This window comes from Methylobacterium sp. Leaf123 (assembly GCF_001423405.1).
Lineage (GTDB): Bacteria > Pseudomonadota > Alphaproteobacteria > Rhizobiales > Beijerinckiaceae > Methylobacterium.
The window spans coordinates 406,491-423,453 of record NZ_LMNS01000038.1 but is presented as its reverse complement, the minus strand read 5'-3'; the positions used below and the strand labels follow the sequence as shown (position 1 = coordinate 423,453).

Annotated in this window: 15 protein-coding genes; 3 read left to right on the top strand and 12 right to left on the bottom strand. The window is 68.0% G+C overall.

From position 1 onward, the window contains the following. Window positions 1–295: 295 nt before the first annotated feature. Window positions 296–3,994: a flagellin hook IN motif-containing protein gene (locus tag ASF53_RS21545; RefSeq protein ID WP_056203545.1), complete on the top strand. Its 3,699-nt coding sequence runs from the start codon at window positions 296–298 to the stop codon at window positions 3,992–3,994. Window positions 3,995–4,114: 120 nt separating this feature from the next. Here ASF53_RS21545 and ASF53_RS26910 read toward each other — a convergent pair whose 3' ends face one another. The 3 genes from ASF53_RS26910 to ASF53_RS21530 form a co-directional block, all read right to left on the bottom strand. Further along, complete coding sequence (locus ASF53_RS26910; protein WP_286134608.1) at window positions 4,115–5,116, bottom strand: hypothetical protein; 1,002 nt, start codon at window positions 5,114–5,116, stop codon at window positions 4,115–4,117. A 218-nt stretch (window positions 5,117–5,334) separates the two neighbouring features. Beyond that, complete coding sequence (locus ASF53_RS21535) at window positions 5,335–5,757, bottom strand: phospholipase A2 family protein (RefSeq protein WP_056203542.1); 423 nt, start codon at window positions 5,755–5,757, stop codon at window positions 5,335–5,337. A 130-nt stretch (window positions 5,758–5,887) separates the two neighbouring features. After that, window positions 5,888–6,151 (bottom strand): hypothetical protein, encoded by a 264-nt coding sequence (locus ASF53_RS21530; RefSeq protein WP_056203539.1) that lies wholly within the window; start codon window positions 6,149–6,151, stop codon window positions 5,888–5,890. A 321-nt stretch (window positions 6,152–6,472) separates the two neighbouring features. Between ASF53_RS21530 and ASF53_RS21525 the strand changes: the two genes are divergently transcribed. Beyond that, window positions 6,473–6,751, top strand: coding sequence for a hypothetical protein (locus tag ASF53_RS21525; protein WP_056203536.1), 279 nt, complete (start codon window positions 6,473–6,475; stop codon window positions 6,749–6,751). Window positions 6,752–6,824: 73 nt separating this feature from the next. On the opposite strand, the gene ASF53_RS21520 is transcribed toward ASF53_RS21525, so the two are convergent. Then, window positions 6,825–7,574, bottom strand: coding sequence for a Crp/Fnr family transcriptional regulator (locus ASF53_RS21520; protein ID WP_056203533.1), 750 nt, complete (start codon window positions 7,572–7,574; stop codon window positions 6,825–6,827). Between the two features lie 395 nt (window positions 7,575–7,969). Next, window positions 7,970–9,016: a substrate-binding domain-containing protein gene (locus ASF53_RS21515; RefSeq protein WP_200943297.1), complete on the bottom strand. Its 1,047-nt coding sequence runs from the start codon at window positions 9,014–9,016 to the stop codon at window positions 7,970–7,972. Window positions 9,017–9,270: 254 nt separating this feature from the next. Between ASF53_RS21515 and ASF53_RS26905 the strand changes: the two genes are divergently transcribed. Further along, the gene (locus ASF53_RS26905) at window positions 9,271–9,429 is read left to right on the top strand and encodes a recombinase family protein (RefSeq protein WP_286134606.1); all 159 of its coding nucleotides are present in this window, start codon (window positions 9,271–9,273) and stop codon (window positions 9,427–9,429) included. A 55-nt stretch (window positions 9,430–9,484) separates the two neighbouring features. On the opposite strand, the gene ASF53_RS21505 is transcribed toward ASF53_RS26905, so the two are convergent. From ASF53_RS21505 to ASF53_RS21475, 7 genes are read right to left on the bottom strand one after another with little or no spacing between them, the layout of a single operon-like run. Further along, window positions 9,485–10,237 (bottom strand): class I SAM-dependent methyltransferase, encoded by a 753-nt coding sequence (locus tag ASF53_RS21505; RefSeq protein ID WP_056203528.1) that lies wholly within the window; start codon window positions 10,235–10,237, stop codon window positions 9,485–9,487. Then, entirely contained in the window at window positions 10,234–10,740 is a 507-nt protein-coding gene (locus tag ASF53_RS21500) for a GNAT family N-acetyltransferase (protein WP_162242246.1), read from the bottom strand. The genes ASF53_RS21505 and ASF53_RS21500 overlap by 4 nt, the downstream gene beginning before the upstream one ends. Next, entirely contained in the window at window positions 10,737–11,693 is a 957-nt protein-coding gene (locus ASF53_RS21495) for a glycoside hydrolase family protein (protein WP_056203522.1), read from the bottom strand. Before ASF53_RS21495 ends, ASF53_RS21500 begins: the two co-directional genes overlap by 4 nt. Window positions 11,694–11,707: 14 nt before the next feature. Beyond that, on the bottom strand, window positions 11,708–12,670 hold the full coding sequence (locus ASF53_RS21490; protein ID WP_056203517.1) for a glycoside hydrolase family protein: 963 nt from the start codon (window positions 12,668–12,670) through the stop codon (window positions 11,708–11,710). Next, window positions 12,654–13,394: a WbqC family protein gene (locus tag ASF53_RS21485; RefSeq protein ID WP_200943295.1), complete on the bottom strand. Its 741-nt coding sequence runs from the start codon at window positions 13,392–13,394 to the stop codon at window positions 12,654–12,656. The genes ASF53_RS21490 and ASF53_RS21485 overlap by 17 nt, the downstream gene beginning before the upstream one ends. Beyond that, entirely contained in the window at window positions 13,391–14,656 is a 1,266-nt protein-coding gene (locus ASF53_RS21480; RefSeq protein ID WP_082482907.1) for a DegT/DnrJ/EryC1/StrS family aminotransferase, read from the bottom strand. Before ASF53_RS21480 ends, ASF53_RS21485 begins: the two co-directional genes overlap by 4 nt. Continuing rightward, window positions 14,637–16,802 (bottom strand): tetratricopeptide repeat protein, encoded by a 2,166-nt coding sequence (locus tag ASF53_RS21475; RefSeq protein WP_056203514.1) that lies wholly within the window; start codon window positions 16,800–16,802, stop codon window positions 14,637–14,639. Before ASF53_RS21475 ends, ASF53_RS21480 begins: the two co-directional genes overlap by 20 nt. Window positions 16,803–16,963: the final 161 nt, after the last annotated feature.

Genomic DNA, 16,963 nt, shown 5'->3' with positions numbered 1-16,963 from the left:
CGCACTCGGCGCGCCAACCGGGTCTATCCCCTCGACCGCCCTTATCGATGTGCAAGAGCGCGTCACGGCCGGCAAATGCCGAATGGCGGATTCGATCCTGCATTTGAGACGGAATGCGACATTTGAGATATTCTTTGATACTCAATATATCTTTGAGACGAATAGAGACTATCCTGAGATTTTGTGAGACTTAATCGGCGGTATCTGGCGAAAATACTTAGACCCTCATCAATCGTGCCGGGCGCTTCATCCCCTCACCGCCGACCCGTCGGCTCTTTGAGGATCGAGTCGCCCCATGTCTTCCAGCATCACGCTCTCGGCCGCGACGCGGCAGAACCTGCTCTCGCTTCAGGACACCGCGAGCCTGCTCGCGACGACGCAGAGCCGCCTCTCGACGGGCAAGAAGGTCAACTCGGCGCTCGACAACCCGATCAACTTCTTCACCGCCAGTAACCTGTCGTCGCGCTCGACCGATCTATCGTCGCTGCTCGACGGGATCTCGAACGGCGTCCAGACGATCCAGGCGGCCAATACGGGTCTTTCCAAGCTCCAGAATCTCACGAGCCAGCTCAAGTCGACGGCCCAGCAGGCGCTCGCCGCCACCAGCGCCTTCACCTCGAAGGCCGCCTCGGTCTCGACGGGCCTCCCAGGGGCGAGTGCCGCCAATCTGCTCTCCACGGGCCCGACCGCGGCGCTTTCCGACAAGGCGATCGGCACCCTCACCAATGGTCAGCCGAGCGCCGCGGTGCCGGCGACGACGACCGGTAGCGTCGATTACAAGCCGACCGCCACCCCGGCGACGATGCGCGGCGCGACCTTCGCCGCGACCACGCCGAGCCTCGCCAAGGCGACGGGCGCCTCGACCTTCTCGCCGCCGGCCAACGGCGTCGCCGGTACGGTGACGGGCGCGGCTTTCACGACGCTCACCTCGGCCGCGACGATCGAGGTGACCTACGCCACCAGCCCCACGAGCACCACCACCACCAGCATCAGCCTGGCGGTCGGCGACACCGTCGACGCCGCCGTGACCAAGCTCAATGGCCAGCTTGGCAGCCTTGGGATCACGGCCAAGAACGATAGCGGCAAGCTCTCGTTCACCGGCAAGGCCGACGGCTCCGCCTTCTCGGTCAAGACCACGGCGCAGGGAACCTCGGAGACCGGCTTCACCACGGGCACGAGCGCCGCGGCGAGCGGCAACATCGCGGCGGCGAGCCAGAAGCTGACGATCAACGGCGAGCTGATCACCATCGCGGGGGGGAGTGCCGGCGCGACGGCTGCCGACGTGACCAAGGCCGCCGTTGACGCGATCAACGCCAAAACCACCGCGACCGGTGTCACCGCCAGCATCGAGACGGTGGGCAGCACCTCGCGGCTGGCGCTGACGGGCAAGGCCGACGGCTCGAACTTCACGGTGACCGGCGAGGCCGGCAACACCCTCGGCTTCGCTTCGGCTCCGACGACGACGGCGAACGGCGCCGCGGCGGCAAGCCAGACGCTGACGATCGGCGGCACGCAGATCACCATCGCGGGCGGCGGCTCCATCGACGATGCCGTCACGGCGATCAACCGCCAGACCGGCACCACCGGCGTGAGTGCGGCCAAGGATCCCGCCGACGCCACCCGCCTGCAGCTCACCGGCAAGTCCGAAGGCTCGGCCTTCACCGTCGCCTCCTCCAACCCGGCCTCCAGCGGCTTCTCGGCGACGCCGACGAGCACCAGCCTCGCGGCGACGGTGAGCGGCGCCTATACGCCGACGGGAACGCCCGCCGCGGCGACCGGCGCCAGCGCCTTCACCGGCCCGGCCAACGCGGTCGCCGGTACCGTGACGGGGGCTGTTTACGCACCGTCGACCTCCGCCGTGTCGATCACGATCGCTTCCACGGGCAGCACGACGACGAACATCTCGGTCAGCCTCGCCGCGAACGACACGCTCGAGACGGCGATCTCGAAGATCAACACCGCGGGCAGCGCGGCCGGGATCACGGCCTCGATCGACTCGACGAACAAGATCAAGATCACCGGCAAGAGCAACGGCGATGCGCTGAGCATCACCGGCGACGGTGCAGGCTTCTCGGCAACGGCCCTGACCGCAGCCCGGACGGAGGCGAAGACGCAGACGCTGACCATCGGGAGCCCCAGTACCACCAGCACGACCAGCATCACCATCAGCGGCGGAAACGCCGGCGACAGTCCGGCCTCGGTGCTGGCCGGCGCCCTCAAGGCGATCAACGATCAGTCGTCGACCACCGGCGTCACCGCCTCCAGCTCAACCGACGGCAAGATCGTACTCAAAGGCGCGAACACGGGCGCGGCCTTCACGGTGCAGGGCGGCGCGAACAACACGCTCGGCTTCTCGACCAATAAGCAGACCGTGGAAAACGGCGTGGCGCCCACCGAACAGACGCTGACGATCAACGGCAAGCCCATCACCATCGCGGCCGGCGCGGACCAGACGGCGGCGATCAATGTCATCAACGCCGCCAATACCGGTGCCACGGCCACCGGCGTCAGCGCCAGCATCGATCCCGACAATGCCGGCAAGATCAAGCTCACCGGCAAGGCCGACGGCTCCGTCTTCACCGTACAGTCGAGCAACGCCGCCTCCTCCGGGTTCTCGGGCATCACGCAGCGGGTCAACAACAACCAGGGCGCGGCGCAGACCGTGACGGTGAACGGCACCGCCATCGAGATCGCGGCTTCGGCCACGCTCGACGAGGCGATCGCCACCATCAACGCCAAGAGTTCGATCACCGGGGTCACGGCGGACAAGGACACGGCCGGCACCAAGCTGACGTTCAAGGGCAGCGCCGACGGCTTCGGCTTCACGATCAAGGGCTCGGAGTTCAACACGCTGGGGCTCGCCAGCACGGAAGCCTCGGTTGCCGGCACCTTCGATCCCGGCCAGACCACGCTGATCTCGACCCTCGGCTTCCAGGGGGGCGACAGCTTCTCGGTCAACGGCCAGACCGTGAACCTGTCGGCGACCGACACCATCGGCTCGCTCGTCCAGAAGGTCGGCGCGGCGACCAACGGCTCGGTGACCGCGAGCTACGACGCGGCGACCAACAAGTTCAGCTTCACCGCCGCCGATTCGAACACCGCGGTGCAGCTCGGGGACGGCTCCACCGCCACCTCGAAGGTCGCCAATCTCGGCTACACCGCCACGAACTTCGCGGCGGGCGCCGGGAAGCCGGGCTCGCAGTCCGCGCTCGCGGGCAAGTCGCTGACCGTTCAGGTCGGCAGCGGCGCGGCCATGAACACGGCCACCATCACCTTCGGAAACGCGCCGGGGCAGGTCTCGACGCTGTCCCAGCTCAACGAGGCGCTGGCCCCCGCCAACGCCCAGGCGACGATCGACTCGCTGACCGGCAAGATCTCGATCGTCACCTCCAACGATGTCGGCGCCCAGAACCTGTCGATCATCGCCAACGGCGCCGGCAACCCGTTCACCACCGGCACGGCGGCGGCCAATCTCGGCGGTGACGGCCTCAACGCCCGCAACAACCTCGTGCAGACCTACAACGATCTGCTCAAGCAGATGGACCAGCTTGCCTCGGATGCCGGGTTCAACGGTGTGAACCTGCTCTCCGGCGACAACCTCACGATCAACTTCAACGAGAAGGGCACGTCCTCGCTCAAGGTTCAGGGCAGCTCCACCAACGCGGCCAGCCTCGGCCTCTCGGCGGTGGGCCAGACCAACTTCCAGGAAACCAGCGCCATCAAGAAGATCGTCGATCAGATCAACAGCGCCGGCAGCCAGCTCCAGTCGCGCGCGGCCGCGCTCGGCTCGAACCTCGCGGTGGTGCAGAACCGGCAGGACTTCACCAAGCAGATCATCAACGTGCTCGATACCGGTGCGGCCAACCTGACCAGCGCCGACCTCAACGAGGAGGCGGCCAACTCCCAGGCGCTCTCGACCCGCAACTCGCTGGCGATCTCGGCGCTGTCGCTGGCCAACCAGTCGCAGCAGGGCATCCTGCAGCTCCTGCGGTAACGCGATCCGCGCCCGGCGCGCATTGAGGCGACAGGGACGGGCCGGCTTCCTCGGGGAGCCGGCCCGTTTCGCATGGTCGGTGCAGGGCTCTGCGGCGGGCCGCCGACCGGTCCGGCCGGATCAGGAGGGCGCGTCCGTCGGCCGGGCCGGCTCCGTTTCCAGCCGCGCGAGCGCCATGCGGTAGGTCATGTCACTGGAGGCGAGGGTATCGGCGATGAAGCGGTCCACGGCCGCGAGGCCGCGGGGCGTCGGCGCGAGCTGCTTCCGGCCCCGGCCGTCCGCCGCCAGGAGGCCGCCGGCCTCGGCCGTCGCCAGGATGTTGCGGATATGCGAGCGGGACACCCCGAACCGCGTGACGATGTCGGAAAAATCGCTGTCGCGGAGCTCGGCCTGCGCATCCGCCTCCCTCATTTGGATGACCCGCATCAGGACGTGGAAGCCCTGATACATTTGGAGCAGGGGGATGAGGTCGCGGTTCGCCGCCATGAAGCGGGCGACGACGTCGAACATCTCGACCGCCCCCCGGCGCTGGGCCAGATGGAAGGCCGGGTCGCGGGCCACGGCGAGGCCGTATCCGGGATCCGGATAAAGCTCCTGCAACACATCGTAATAGGACGACATCACCGCTCGGTCCCAGGCCAGGAGCCGATCCGTCGGACGCACCAGCCGCAGCCGGCCGTCGGCGGCGGGCTGCTCCAGCACGATGTAATCGGTCGCGACGAGGCGCGCGACGAGATCGTCGATCTGCCGCGCACTCGAAAGCCCCAAGGTCGCGACCGAGTCCTTGAGCCGTGCCAGCGTCGGCCACGTCGTCCGATCCGCCGGAACCTCGGCCGCATGAAGGCAGACGATCGCGCCGAGGGCGGCGACCCGGTAGGCGGCGCTCTGCCATCCTCCGGGGAAGGTCGCGAGTTCGTAGCACGCCATCGTGCGGCTGACGTAGCGTTGGCGCATCCGCGCGAAGTCGGGATGGGTCAGGATCTCGCCGCTGGTGCGGTGCGCGATCTCGGGGAGGAAGCGCTCGAATTGCGCCGGCTCCGGCGGGAGCGGCTCGAAGGCGCCGGGGCGGGCGGCTCGCTCGTCCGTTCCCTCGCCCGGCGCGGAACCGCTCGTCTTCGACATGAACACTGTGTGTCTCGGCTTCGCCTTCGGGAACGGATGCCGGGGCCAGGCTGGTTCGCCGACATCCGCTGGTCCCGGCGCAGAGCCCTCGCCTGCAGACCCACGACCCCCGCTACGGTCGCAACTCTCAATGAAGCACCATCACGACGGAATCCGTGCGGGTCGCGAGAAAAGGTTTCGTCAGCGGCGAGCCGAGAATCCCGCCGAGGTGGCGCATCCTATTCCGGGAGCAGGTCCGCGTCGGGCGCGCTCTCGATCTCGACGGGCTCGGGCGCGACGACGGCCGGGGCGCGCAGTCGGGATGAGGGGGCGGAGGGCATCATCGCCGCGCCCGAGGCGACCAGCCCGGCCATCATCCGCAGATCGGGCGGCTGGCGCGGATCGTCGGCCACGCGCTCGGCATCCGCTTGGAGCCGCAGGTTGCAGGCCTTCGGGGCCAGCGCACCGTCCGGCGTGCAGGCGTCGTGGCGGGCGCAGGCCGCGTCCAGCGCATCGACCGGTGCCACAGGCCCGTTGTTGCCGGGCCCGCAGTAATTGCCGTGCAACAGCATCGGCGAGCCCTCGACCGCTGAAGCGGTCTGGCTGAAGGCGGGCACCGTCAGGGCGGTGGCCAGAAGAAGGGGGAGAAGCGAACGGTTCATCGGGAGCCGTACTCCGGTCGTGGATCGAAAGTCGGCGCAGGGGTTCGTCCCAACGCCGTTCGGCCGTCACGCGTGCCTGACGGCCAGGCTGAAGTGGGAGAGCCGGTGATCGACCGGCGCTCCCCGACCCTCAGCGAAGGCTCGCTGAGTGCCGGTTGACCGAGGCGGCAGTCCCCTCGTCGAAGGCGGCCCGGCATCCGGGGCTCAGGCTTGCCCGTTGCGCCTTCATGCAACTCACGATGCGGCCGCGATCGGGGATCGATGTCAGGCACAGCCGCATGACATCGTCGCGGCAGAGCGCAGCCTGCTCCTCCTCGCCGGCCCGCGCGCTGGCAGTGCCGGCAGCCGAGAAGGCGATCAGAGCCAGCATCGTGCGGGTTCCGATCTTCACCATCGAACGTCTCCTGTCTCATGCCGGCCGGGCATCCATGCTCGGCTAAGGTCCGACGGTGAACGCCATAAGCGGACGGCTCGTTCCGTGGGCCCGCAGGCCGGCCGGCTCGATGACCGTTCGGCGCCCTCTCGCCTCTGAGACGACCGGATGCGTTTCCGAGATTCAGCGCGCAACGGTCCCCTGCCCTGATGAAGTAGGGCAAAGCGCCTCGTTGCTTCGAGGATTGTAAGAATAATATTATATTAAAATAGTACAATAAAATATTTCGGAACATCATGGTCTGTGGAAGTTTACGACGACGTCTCTATCGGGAGGTCATCCATGTCGAAACTTCACAACGCTTGCTTCGCATCGCTTCTGCTGATCGGGAGCCTGGGTGCCGCGCCCGCGCAGGAAACCTCGGGCCAGGGCGCATCCACGCCATCGACGTCCACCGGCACATCCCGAGCCGGGACGGCGGGCGCGATGCAGAAGGGTGACGCGATGAAGGCGGGAGAGATGGGCGGCGGCTCGGGCAATACGGGCGTGCCGGGGGCGTCCCCTGCCGCGGAGGGCAACAAGAACCAAGATTCGCGGACCACGAAGATGCGCGACCGCTGAGCATCCCCGTTTCATGGACGCCGAGAACCGTTCGCGGCATGCTGCGGGAGCGGTTCTCGGTTTCTATCCGACCTTACGCGGCGGTTTGCGTCTCCCAATTCAGGTAATTCGACCGGAACTCGGCCAGCTCGACGAGGCGGGGCAGGTCACAGAGCGTTACGCGCTTGCCCTTGCGCTCGATCAACCCTGCGCGCTTGAGTTCGCCCAGCGAGCGGTTCACGTGCACGCTGGTCATGCCGGTGGTGTCGGCCAGATCGATTTGCGTGATCGGCAGGTCGAAGCTGTTGCCGCTCGTCAGCCCCACCGCCCGCAGGCGTACGAGCAACTCGCAGAGCAGGTGCGCGAGGCGCTCCACGGCCGAGCGGCGGCCGATATTCATCAGCCACTCGCGCAGGGTCGCCTCGTCGATGAGGGCCACCTTGCGCAGGCTGCGGGCGAGAGCGGGCCGTTGACGCAACTCCCGCCCAGCCTCAGGGCCGATCCGCGCGATGCGGCAGGTGGAGAGCGTGCCGATGGTGTGATCGATCCGGTTCAGGACCGAGCTATCGAGGTCGCAGATATCGCCCGGGATGAGGTAGGCCGTGATCTGACGCGCGCCGTTCGCCCGCAGCTTGTAGCGGCAGGCGAAGCCTTCCGTGATCACGATCATGCCCTCGGGGCGATCGCCCTCGCAGATCAGGTCCGTGCCGGCCGGAATCAGCCGTGTCCCCGCCTCGACGATCGCCAGGGCGGCCGCGTCGGCTTCCTCCAGCTTGCTGAGCCCTTGCAGCTTGCGCAGCAAGGGCCCGCTCGCCGCCGTTCCGCTGCCCGCTAAGACCTTCATCCGGCTCGTCCCACCCGCGCGGCCCGTTCACCCGTCATCGGAACGCCGCCGCGGTGAAGGGGCCGCGCCCGTCGCGCGCCATCATGGTTCACCATCGCGAGATCGAGCGCTGCCCGAGCGGGATTCCGGTTCATGCTCGTTCTCGAAACGTGGAGCGCTCAGCGGCCGTGAGGATCGTTGGAGTTGTCATACTAGGGGGCAGCCCATCGCCATGTAAGCCGGGTGCCGCCTTCGGTGCGATTCCCGACAATGCGGTGCCCGTCGAGGAGCTGTTTCGTAAATGGAAACACATTTTACTTGTCGTATTTTGTATTCCAATATTGAATGCTACCGAAATCCATCTCAGTCGAAATGACATAGGTCGTCGTCTTGCCGGCGAAGTACTCCGTCGCCTGTCAGAGATCCGCGGCACGGTAGCCGGGGGTGCTCCTCGCGCGCCGTCTCGCCGCGGTGACGAGGGCATCGAGCGCCGGGCTGGCGAGGGAGCGGCTGGCGGCGAGATAATAGGTCTCCCAGCCGACCGAGAGGAAGTCGAGGCCGAGCCGATCGGCGGCCGCCCGTACCGCGAGGCCGGCATCCGCCGCGCCGCAGGCGATGACCGCCGCGACCGCCTGATGGGTGAACTCCTCGACCGTATAGCCGTGGATCGCGGCAGCCGGCAGGCCGGCCTGCGCCAGGATCCGGTCGAACCAGTCCCGCGTGCCCGATCCCTTCTGGCGGTTGACGTAGCGCAGGCCGGGCGCGGTCAGGTCGGCCACCGTGCGGATGCCGCGCGGGTTGCCGGGGGCCAGCAGCAGGCCCTGCTCGCGCTCGAACAGGGGATGCAGCACGAGGCCGGCCCCGGCATTGATCGAGGCGAACGGAGCGCCCGCCGCTTCCGGCGCCAGAGCCCCACAATGGAAGCCCGCCGCATCGGCTCCGCCGTCGAGAAGGCGCTGCACCGCCGCGCTGCTGCCCGTCACGGAAAGTTCGACCGCCGCCCCTGCACCCGGTTCTGCACTCATCGCCTCGGTCAGAACCTCGACCAGCAACGGATCGTGGCTCGCGGCCAGTGTCAGTGCCCCGGCCTCGCCGCTCATGAGACGGCGCAGGCGATGCTCGACGGCGCGGGTCTCGCGGTCGAGGCCGGCTTCCAATGTCGTGGCGGCGGCGGTGAAGGCGTCCGCCAAGGCAGCCCCGAACGCCGTCAGGGCGGTGCCGTGGCCGCGCGTCTTGCGCACCAGGGGCCGACCGAGCGCCGTCTCGTAAGCCTGAAGGCGTGCCCAGGCCGCGCGGTAGGACAGGCCGAGGGCGTCGGCAAAGCCCTGCACCGAGCCGGTCCGCGTGATCGCGTCGAACATTACCGTCAGGTCGGACACCGTGAGAGCATTCTCGCCGATCCGGATCGTGCCGCCCAAGCCAAGAACAACGGAAATGACCGCGTCATCGGAAGTCTGAATCATATTGATGGCGTCGTAACTGTCGTTCACAGCCGGAATTCTCTGATCAGGGCCCTGTGTCGGAACGGCGCCGCCACCGGGGCGAAACCCCCGAGGCGTTGTACCGGCTCCGCGCGTTCTAGGCGCGCTTCACCGCCGAGCGCCGCGCACGGGCACCGGCCGACAGGGCCGGCCCGGCCGCCGCCGAGCCACGCCCTCTGGCGGAGAGTCTGGGGCGGGGCGAGGCCCTCCCCCGGAGTCGGGAGCGGGCGGAGGAGATGGCGCCTATTCTCAGCGAGATCCGCGCCGCGGGTGCGCTCACGCTGGAGCAGGTCGCCAACGCCCTCAACGCCCTGGGCATTCCCTCCGCGCGGGGACGCCGCTGGTACCCGATGCAGGTAACGCGGATCGAGAAGCGCCTTGCCAGCATGGGCTGATCGGTGCTGCGCCCAGCGGAGATACGATCGGTGACCGTGCGTTTCGTGGGGTACGCTAACCGTCTTGCGGGCCCCGCTCGCAGACGAGATAGATGCTTGCGCAGAGATCCGGGTAGAGTTGCCCCAGGGCGTAGCAGCCGTCGAGATAGGCCGGCGAGACGATGTCGGTCTTCAGTAAGGCGTCCCATTGGAAGTTCGCCAGCGCCTTGAAGAAGACGCCGGAGCGATGGATCACGCTGAGGCCCGCAGCGTGGGCGTCCCGTTCCAGCGTGTCGAGGCTGTAGGTGCAGCGGTGGCCGTGCTGCCGCTCGGCCTCGGTGACGGCGGCGTTGTGGGAGATCAGGCCCATCTTCACCGCGATCTGCCGAGACGGCGCGTTGGCGTTCGGGCAGGCCAGCAGTAAGCGCCCGCCCTCCGAGAGCCATTCGGCATTGATACGCCTCAGCACCCCAACCGGGTCGTCGAGGTGCTCGAGCACGTGGGTGAGGACGATCGTATCGTAGCGGGTGGGCAGCGCGACCGTTTCGAAGGTCGCATGGACGAACCGCACGCTCTCGCCGAACCGCCCGCGCGCCGTATCGATGGCTTCACCCGAGGCCTCGACGCAGGTGATGTCGTCGAAGAACGGCGTCAGGCGCCGGGTGAAATCGCCGCGGAAGCTGCCGAGTTCGAGCAGGCGGCCGGGGCGGAAGAACGGCTCGAAGGCACGCACCATGTACTTGTGCATCACGTCGAGGTCGAAATCGTAGGCGTAGCGGCGGCCCTCCACGTCCTGCGTCTCACGGTCGAAGTCGCGCGCCGTGCTCATGGTCGGGCCTCCCTGTCTCGGTCCTGTGAAGTCGCGTTCTCTCCCACGCCGGGGCGCCGTGCCGTCAGATCGAGGGAGAGGTGCAGCGTCGCATCGTCCTGCGCCTCGTCGGCGAAACCGAGCCTGCGATACAGGGCGAGCGCCGGAGCCTCGCGATCCACATCGAGGGCGATCCGCTTGAAGCCGAGGCCGCGGGCATGGGCAATCGCCGCCGAGAGCAGGCGGTGCCCGATGCCGGCTCGGGTCCGCTCTGGCACGACGCTGACGCTCGTCACGTAGGCTGCGTCGCGCGCCGGATCGTTGCAATAGACCGCCACCAGACCGATCAGGGCCGAACCGTCCCAGGCCTCGAACCGCTCGGCGCGTGTGGCGAGCTTGGCGGCGTAGTCGGGAATCGTCACACGCCGATCGAGCGGCGGCGAGAAGGCATGCGCACAGAGTGTCAGATGAGTGCGCACATCTTCCATGCGGGAGCGGTTCTGCGTGAAGGACAGCGTCGTCACAATTCGAGCCGCGCCGCGCCGAAGCCGAAGCGGCCGAAGGCGTTGCCGTTGTAGAGGAGGTAGGTCGCCCCCTCGCAGGTGAACACGTGGGGGTAGCACTGCATGTCCGCGTCCCATTCACCGGCTGTTCCGGCAACGGTCAGTGCCGTGTCGTCCCGCGTCCAGTCCATGAGGTCGTCGGACCATGCGTGGCCGATCCGGTAGCCGCGGCCGGGCTCGGTGCGGAAGCCGACCTGATCCCGATAGCAGAACACCATGTGCCGACGGGTGCCGCGGTCGAACACGCAGGGAAGCGCCTGGGCCTCGTCCGGGCCCAGACGGTCGGCGACGATCCGGCGCCCCTCCTCCTTCGTCCACTGGATGCCGTCCGCCGAAGTGGCGTGCCCGATCTTGTAGACCCGCTCCGGTGCCGCCCCGGCTTCCGCCACGCTCCAGGCCGTGCCGAAAATGTACCACATGTGGAACAGGCCATCGATCACGCGCACGAAGGCGTCGGCGACGAGGAACGGCTCGTTGAGCGTGGCACCGAGGACCGGGCCTGCTCCGAACCGCTCGAAGGTCAGGCCATCGTCCCGGCTGACGGCGAGCCCGATGCCGGTCTCCACCGGCACCGAGACGCGCCGGCTCCAGCCCGTCGTGTAGCCATAGACGGCGTCGTCGTGGCGCAGCACGTTCATCGGAAAGATGCCGTGCTCGTCGAAGGTGCCGAGGTCGCCCGCGGCGATGACCGGCCGCTGAGCCACACCGAGCACTGCACTCAGATCCTTGCGCATGTCCACGAAGGCAACGTGGCTGAGATACTGCCCGTCCGGCTCGCGGCTGCGGGTCGAGAAGAAGATCCGCACCCGGTCGTCGAGGACGAGCGCCTGAGGCGATTGCGCGAAGTCTCCGCTCCCGAAAGGAAGCGGGTTCGCCCGCAGATCGAAGACGAGGCCGAGCTTGTTCCACCGCATGGCGTTCCGGCCGGTCAATCGAGGGCGCCGTCGAGCGCGGCGAGGCCGAAGCCGCCGCGGCCGACCTCGTTGCCGAGATAGGCCAGATAGGTCCGGCCATCGACGGTAAAGACGTGGGGATAGCTGACCATCTGCGCGTCCCAGCCCTCCTCCGACACGTCGATGCCGCAGCGCGCGTCGTCGCGGGTCCAGTTCAGGAGGTCGGTGCTCCAGGCGTAGCCGATGCGGTAGCCGCGCTCGCGGCTGCGGAAGCCGGTGCTGTAGCGGTAGCAGAAATGCATGTGGTAGCGCCCGCCGGCCTCGAACACGTCGGGGCTCGCCTGGGCCTCGTCCGCCTCGATCCGCGGTGGGATCAGGTCGCGATTCGCCTTGGTCCAGGTGAGGCCGTCCGGCGAGATTGCCATGCGGATGCGGTAGACCGGCTCGGCCCGGCCCTCGACCCGCTTCCAGGCACTTCCGGCGATGTAGAACAGATACCACGTCTCGCCGAAGCGCCGGACCTTGGGGCCGCTCATCACGAAGGGCTCGTCCGGCGAGTAGGGTAGGATCGGTCCCGGCCCCAGCCGCTCGAAGCGGCGCCCGCCGTCGCGGCTCACCGCGCAGCCGATCGCCGTGTTGAAGGGAACCGAGATGCAGCGCGTCCAGCCGGCGTAGTAGGCGCGCACCGCCTCACCCGTGCGGATCACAGAGACCGGATAGACCCCGAATTCGTCGAAGGTGCCGGTGCCGCCGAGCGGCAGAATCGGCTCCTCGGCGACCGCGCGAACCTTGAACAGGTCCTGGCGGTCGAGATCGACGTAGGCGCTGTAGCTGACGTACTGGCCGTTGGTGTCGGCGTCCGGACGGCACGAGAAGTACATCCGTACCACGTCGTCGCAGATCAAGGCGGCGGGTGCCTGCGCGAAGGACTTCAGCCAGGGGCGGCCGCCGACGCTCGCGGGATCGAAGACGCGGCCGAGCTTACGCCAGCGGGGCACGGGGCATCCTCCCCTCGATGAGATCGTAGCCGCCGGCCAGCAGGGCCGGGAGCGCGGATCGCGGGTTGAACATCAGCACGTCGAGGATCGACAGCCAGGGCACGAAGGGATGCGGACCTTGCGCATAATCGAAGGGCCGGGCCCGCAGGAAGCGCAAAGCGATCCCCCGCTGCGCGAAGGCGGCCGGATCGTAGAGGGTCGTGCCGCCGATCGGGTTGACGTAGGTCGCGGCTCCGAGCCGTTCGCAGAGATCGATCACCCGGTCTTGCCGCTTCAGGTCCGTCACGCCCTCGATCGCGGAGGCGGTGCGGATCGGCGTGGCGATGGAGAGATGCGCGCAGGTCCGCAGCAATCCGTGCCGCAAATGGTCGAACAGGTCGGCGCTCTGATAGCCCAGAACATCCTCGACGAGGGGCATGGTCTCGCGCCGATGCGGCGCGTGGCGATAGGCCTGGGCGATCTGGGCGCAGAGTCGGTCCGGCTCGAACCCCGCTGCGACGCGCCGCTCGCGGATGTCGAGATGGTCCGAGTCCTTCTCCAGCGGCAGCGTGAAGGTCACCGGCTCGCCGTCGCGCAGAAAGCGGTTTCGGTTGATCCAGCCCTTCTTGGTGTACTTTGCCGTGTCGTAGATCACGAACTGATCGACCGCCGCGATGAGCTGGAAGTAACCGATATAGGGAAAGAGATACGGCTGCATGATCGCGACCGTGGCGGGCGTGGTCATGGCCGGGCGATCCGCCGGACGATCCGGGCCACGGTGGCGGGATCGAGATCGGGATAGATCGGCAGGCACAGCACCCGGTCGGCGGCCTGAGCCGCCACGGGCAGATCTTTCCGCTGAGCGCTCGGCAGCGTCCGGTACATCGGGTGGTCGGAGATCAGGGGATGGAAGTAGCGCCGCGGGTGGATGCCGTCGCGCTTGAACGCGTCGTAGAGTGCGTCGCGGCCGATCGGATAGTCGGGGCCGACCAAGATCGGGAAATAGGCGTAGTTGGCCGCGCCCTCCCCGGCGAAGTCCAGGCAGCGAATGCCGGGGATGCCCCGCAATCCCTCTCGATAGGCTGCATCGATCGCCTGCCGGCTCGCCAGCGCCGTGCCGATATGCCGGAGTTGGACGAGGCCGAGCGCCGCGTTCAACTCGCTCATCTTTCCGTTGAGGCCGACATCGGGCACCGACGTCTCGCCGTCGTGGCCGAAGTTCTTGAGCTTGTCGATCCGGTCCTTCATCGCCGGATCGGCGCAGACGATGGCGCCGCCCTCGAAGGTGTTGAACACCTTGGTGGCGTGGAAGCTCAGGACCGACAGGTCGCCGTGGTTCAGCACGCTGTGCCCGCCATGGCGCACGCCGAAGGCGTGCGCCGCGTCGTAGATCACCTTGAGCCCGTGCCGGGCGGCGATGTCCGCAATTGCCTCGACGTCGCAGGGCTGACCGTAGCAGTGGACCGGCAGGATCGCGCTGGTGCGCGGGGTGATCGCGGCCTCGATCCGGGCGGGGTCGAGGTTGAGGGTCTCCGGGTCGATGTCGACGAAGACGGGGGTGAGGCCGCTCCAGAGTAGGGCGTGCGAGGTCGCGACGAAGGAATACGGCGTCGTGATCACCTCGCCCGTCAGGTCGAGCGCCCGCAGGGCCATGATCAGCGCCGTCGTCGCATTGTTGAACAGGGCGACCTGCGGCACGCCGAGATGGTCGCTCAGGCGTGCTTCCAACTCTTGGTGGAACGGGCCGCCATTGGTCAGGATCCGCGTCTGCCAGATCTGCCGCAGGAGCGGTTCGAACTCTTCGAACGGCGGCAAGAAGGGACGTGTGACGTAGACCGGATCGGCGGCGCCCTCCGCTTGCGGGGATGCCTCTGAGGCGGCGTCGAGAACCTGTGCGAATTCCTGCTCAAGCCGGCGCAGGACCGCCTGCACGGGAAGCTCACCCTGAGGGGCGAGCGACGGGAGGCGGTCTGCCTCGGGAGTCGGATCAAGCGGCGCGGTTCGCATCGATCCAGCGCCTCCACATGGCGCGGAAAGCGTCACCGACCTCCCCGGCGAAGCGTGCGTGGTCCATCAGCGCGCTGGCGAAGACGCGTTCGCGAAGCCCCGAGCGGATGGTGCGCAGGCGATCACGATCGCTGGCCAGGGCGACGGCGCGGGCCGCGTAATCCTCCGGCGTCGCCGCCGCGAGTTCCTCGAGCCCGACCGCTCGCAAGACGGCGATGCCCGTGCGCGCGGCGGCGTGCGTGCCGGCCAGGGCGATCAAAGGCACGCCCATGGCGAGCGTGTCGCAGCTCGTCGTACCGCCGTTATAGGGGAAGGAATCCAGGGCGATGTCGATCTCGTGGTAGAGCGCATGGTAGCCGCTGGTGACGCGCGGGTGCAGGCGCACCCGGTCGAGCGGCAATCCGGCCCGTGACAGGCGTGCCTCGACCTGCGTCCGGATCTCCGGCGTATTCACGTCGGCGGCGACCATGAACAGGCGCGCATCGGGCAGTGCGCTCAGGATTTCGGCCCAGGCTTCCAGCGCCCGGTCGCCGATCTTCTCGAAGCGGTTCATCGTACCGAAGGTGACGAAGCCGTTATCCTCGAACGGGGCACGCTCGCGCACCGGCGGGATGTCGCCGGGCGCCTCGTAGGTGGCCGACACGCCGGGCAGCCGCCACAGGGTCTCGGTGTGTAACGTGTCCGACAGGCCGGGCTCGTCGTGGCCGAAATCGGTCAGGCGGTAATCCATGGCGCGCAGGCCGGTGGTGGCAGGGTGGCCGATCCACGTGACCTGAACCGGCGCCGGCTTGCGGGCGAAGACGAGCAGCCGGTGGCCGGCGCTGTGGCCCGAGAGATCGACCAGGATGTCGATGGCGTGCGCCTCGATCAGGTTGGCGGCCGCATCGTCGTCCAGGGCGGCGATGTTGTGCCACTCGTCGAAGTGCAGGCGCAGGCGCGCCGAGACGCCGTCTTCGCCGGCCTGGGCCATGTAAGCGCGCGTCTCGAATCCGGTCCGGTCGAAGTGGCGCAGGAACGGCTCGATGAACCGGGCGACGGCGTGGGTGCAGAGGTCGGCCGAGACGAACCCGATCCGCAGGCGCCGGTCGGGATCGCGGTCGTTGGCGAAGGGGCGTCGACGCAGGAGCGGATCGGCGAGGCGCGTCCCGAAGCTCCGGGCGTCGGCGGCGTATTCCGTTGGGGGGATGCCCTCGGCGTAGAGCTTGGAGAAGAGCCGATTGGAATGGGCCGCGACGTTGCGCGGATCGAGGGCCAGAGCCCGGTCGAAGCTTGCGATCGCCTCCGGCAGGCGCCCGAGGCTCTTCAAGCCACATCCGAGATTGATGTGGGCGCCGGAGAAGTTCGGATTGAGCTCGATCGAGCGCTGGGCGTGGCTCACGGCCAAGGCGTGATGGCTCACGCGCTGGAATGCGCCGGCCAGATTTGAATGCGCGATGGCGAGGTTTGGATCGAGTTCGATCGCCTTTTCCAGCGCCGAGATTGCGGCCGGGTGATCGCCCTGCGTGATGAGGAGTGCGCCGAGGCTGCTGAAGAAGGCGGCGTTGTCGGGCTCGCGGTAGATCGCGATGCTGAACAGGTCGTAGGCCTGCTGGTGACGGCCGCTCCGGGCGGCGGCGGCACCCGCGAGATGGGTCGCTTTGGCGTGGGTGTCGTCCAGGCCGATCACGAGGTCGAACAGGGTCTCGGCGGTCGGCAGATCGTTCGCGTCGTAGTGCACGTGACCCAGGTTGAAGGCTTGGTCAACGAAGTCCTTGAGGACCTTGCGGGTCTCGTCGTCGGGCAGGCCCTGGTCGCGGAAGCGCTCCATCAGCGTGCGCGCCTCGCCCACCCGGTTCAGCGTCAGCAGCGTGCTGGCGAGGGCGAGCCAGTAGGCCGGCCGTTCGGGCGCGGCCCTGAGGGCGGCGACGAAGTGCGGCACCGCCGAGGCGGGCGCTTCGATCCGGCTGGTGAATACCCCGAGTTCAAAATGCGCCGCGGCATGGCCGGGCGCGGCCTCGAGCGCGAGCTGGAGATTGCGGCGCGCCTTGTCGAAGCGGCCGGACGCCCGGTGGGTCGCGGCCTTGGCGAGGTAGCGCTCGACCGGCTCCATGGCGGATGCCTTCCCGGACGCCCGCCCGACCGTGCGCGTTGTACGATGTTCGAGCATGCCCGGCTTTCCTGCCCCCGCCGGACGTTAGGAATTGTTTGGCTAACAGATCGTTAACGCCGCCGCGACGGCCTCAGGCGGCAAGCCTAGAACGACGAAAGCCGCCTTGCGGCGGCTTTTCGTTGGTCGGTCAGTTCTTTTGAAGAAACTGGAGCGGGCGA

Excerpts from the sequence above, each read along its gene's own strand:
- ASF53_RS21520 (WP_056203533.1), bottom strand. The coding sequence starts at position 7,574 with ATGAAGGTCTTAGCGGGCAGCGGAACGGCGGCGAGCGGGCCCTTGCTG.
- ASF53_RS21525 (WP_056203536.1), top strand. The coding sequence starts at position 6,473 with ATGTCGAAACTTCACAACGCTTGCTTCGCATCGCTTCTGCTGATCGGG.
- ASF53_RS21535 (WP_056203542.1), bottom strand. The coding sequence starts at position 5,757 with ATGAACCGTTCGCTTCTCCCCCTTCTTCTGGCCACCGCCCTGACGGTG.
- ASF53_RS21505 (WP_056203528.1), bottom strand. The coding sequence starts at position 10,237 with ATGAGCACGGCGCGCGACTTCGACCGTGAGACGCAGGACGTGGAGGGC.
- ASF53_RS21475 (WP_056203514.1), bottom strand. The coding sequence starts at position 16,802 with ATGCTCGAACATCGTACAACGCGCACGGTCGGGCGGGCGTCCGGGAAG.
- ASF53_RS21545 (WP_056203545.1), top strand. The coding sequence starts at position 296 with ATGTCTTCCAGCATCACGCTCTCGGCCGCGACGCGGCAGAACCTGCTC.
- ASF53_RS21495 (WP_056203522.1), bottom strand. The coding sequence starts at position 11,693 with ATGCGGTGGAACAAGCTCGGCCTCGTCTTCGATCTGCGGGCGAACCCG.
- ASF53_RS21480 (WP_082482907.1), bottom strand. The coding sequence starts at position 14,656 with ATGCGAACCGCGCCGCTTGATCCGACTCCCGAGGCAGACCGCCTCCCG.
- ASF53_RS26905 (WP_286134606.1), top strand. The coding sequence starts at position 9,271 with ATGGCGCCTATTCTCAGCGAGATCCGCGCCGCGGGTGCGCTCACGCTG.
- ASF53_RS21485 (WP_200943295.1), bottom strand. The coding sequence starts at position 13,394 with ATGACCACGCCCGCCACGGTCGCGATCATGCAGCCGTATCTCTTTCCC.
- ASF53_RS21530 (WP_056203539.1), bottom strand. The coding sequence starts at position 6,151 with ATGGTGAAGATCGGAACCCGCACGATGCTGGCTCTGATCGCCTTCTCG.
- ASF53_RS26910 (WP_286134608.1), bottom strand. The coding sequence starts at position 5,116 with ATGTCGAAGACGAGCGGTTCCGCGCCGGGCGAGGGAACGGACGAGCGA.
- ASF53_RS21515 (WP_200943297.1), bottom strand. The coding sequence starts at position 9,016 with ATGATTCAGACTTCCGATGACGCGGTCATTTCCGTTGTTCTTGGCTTG.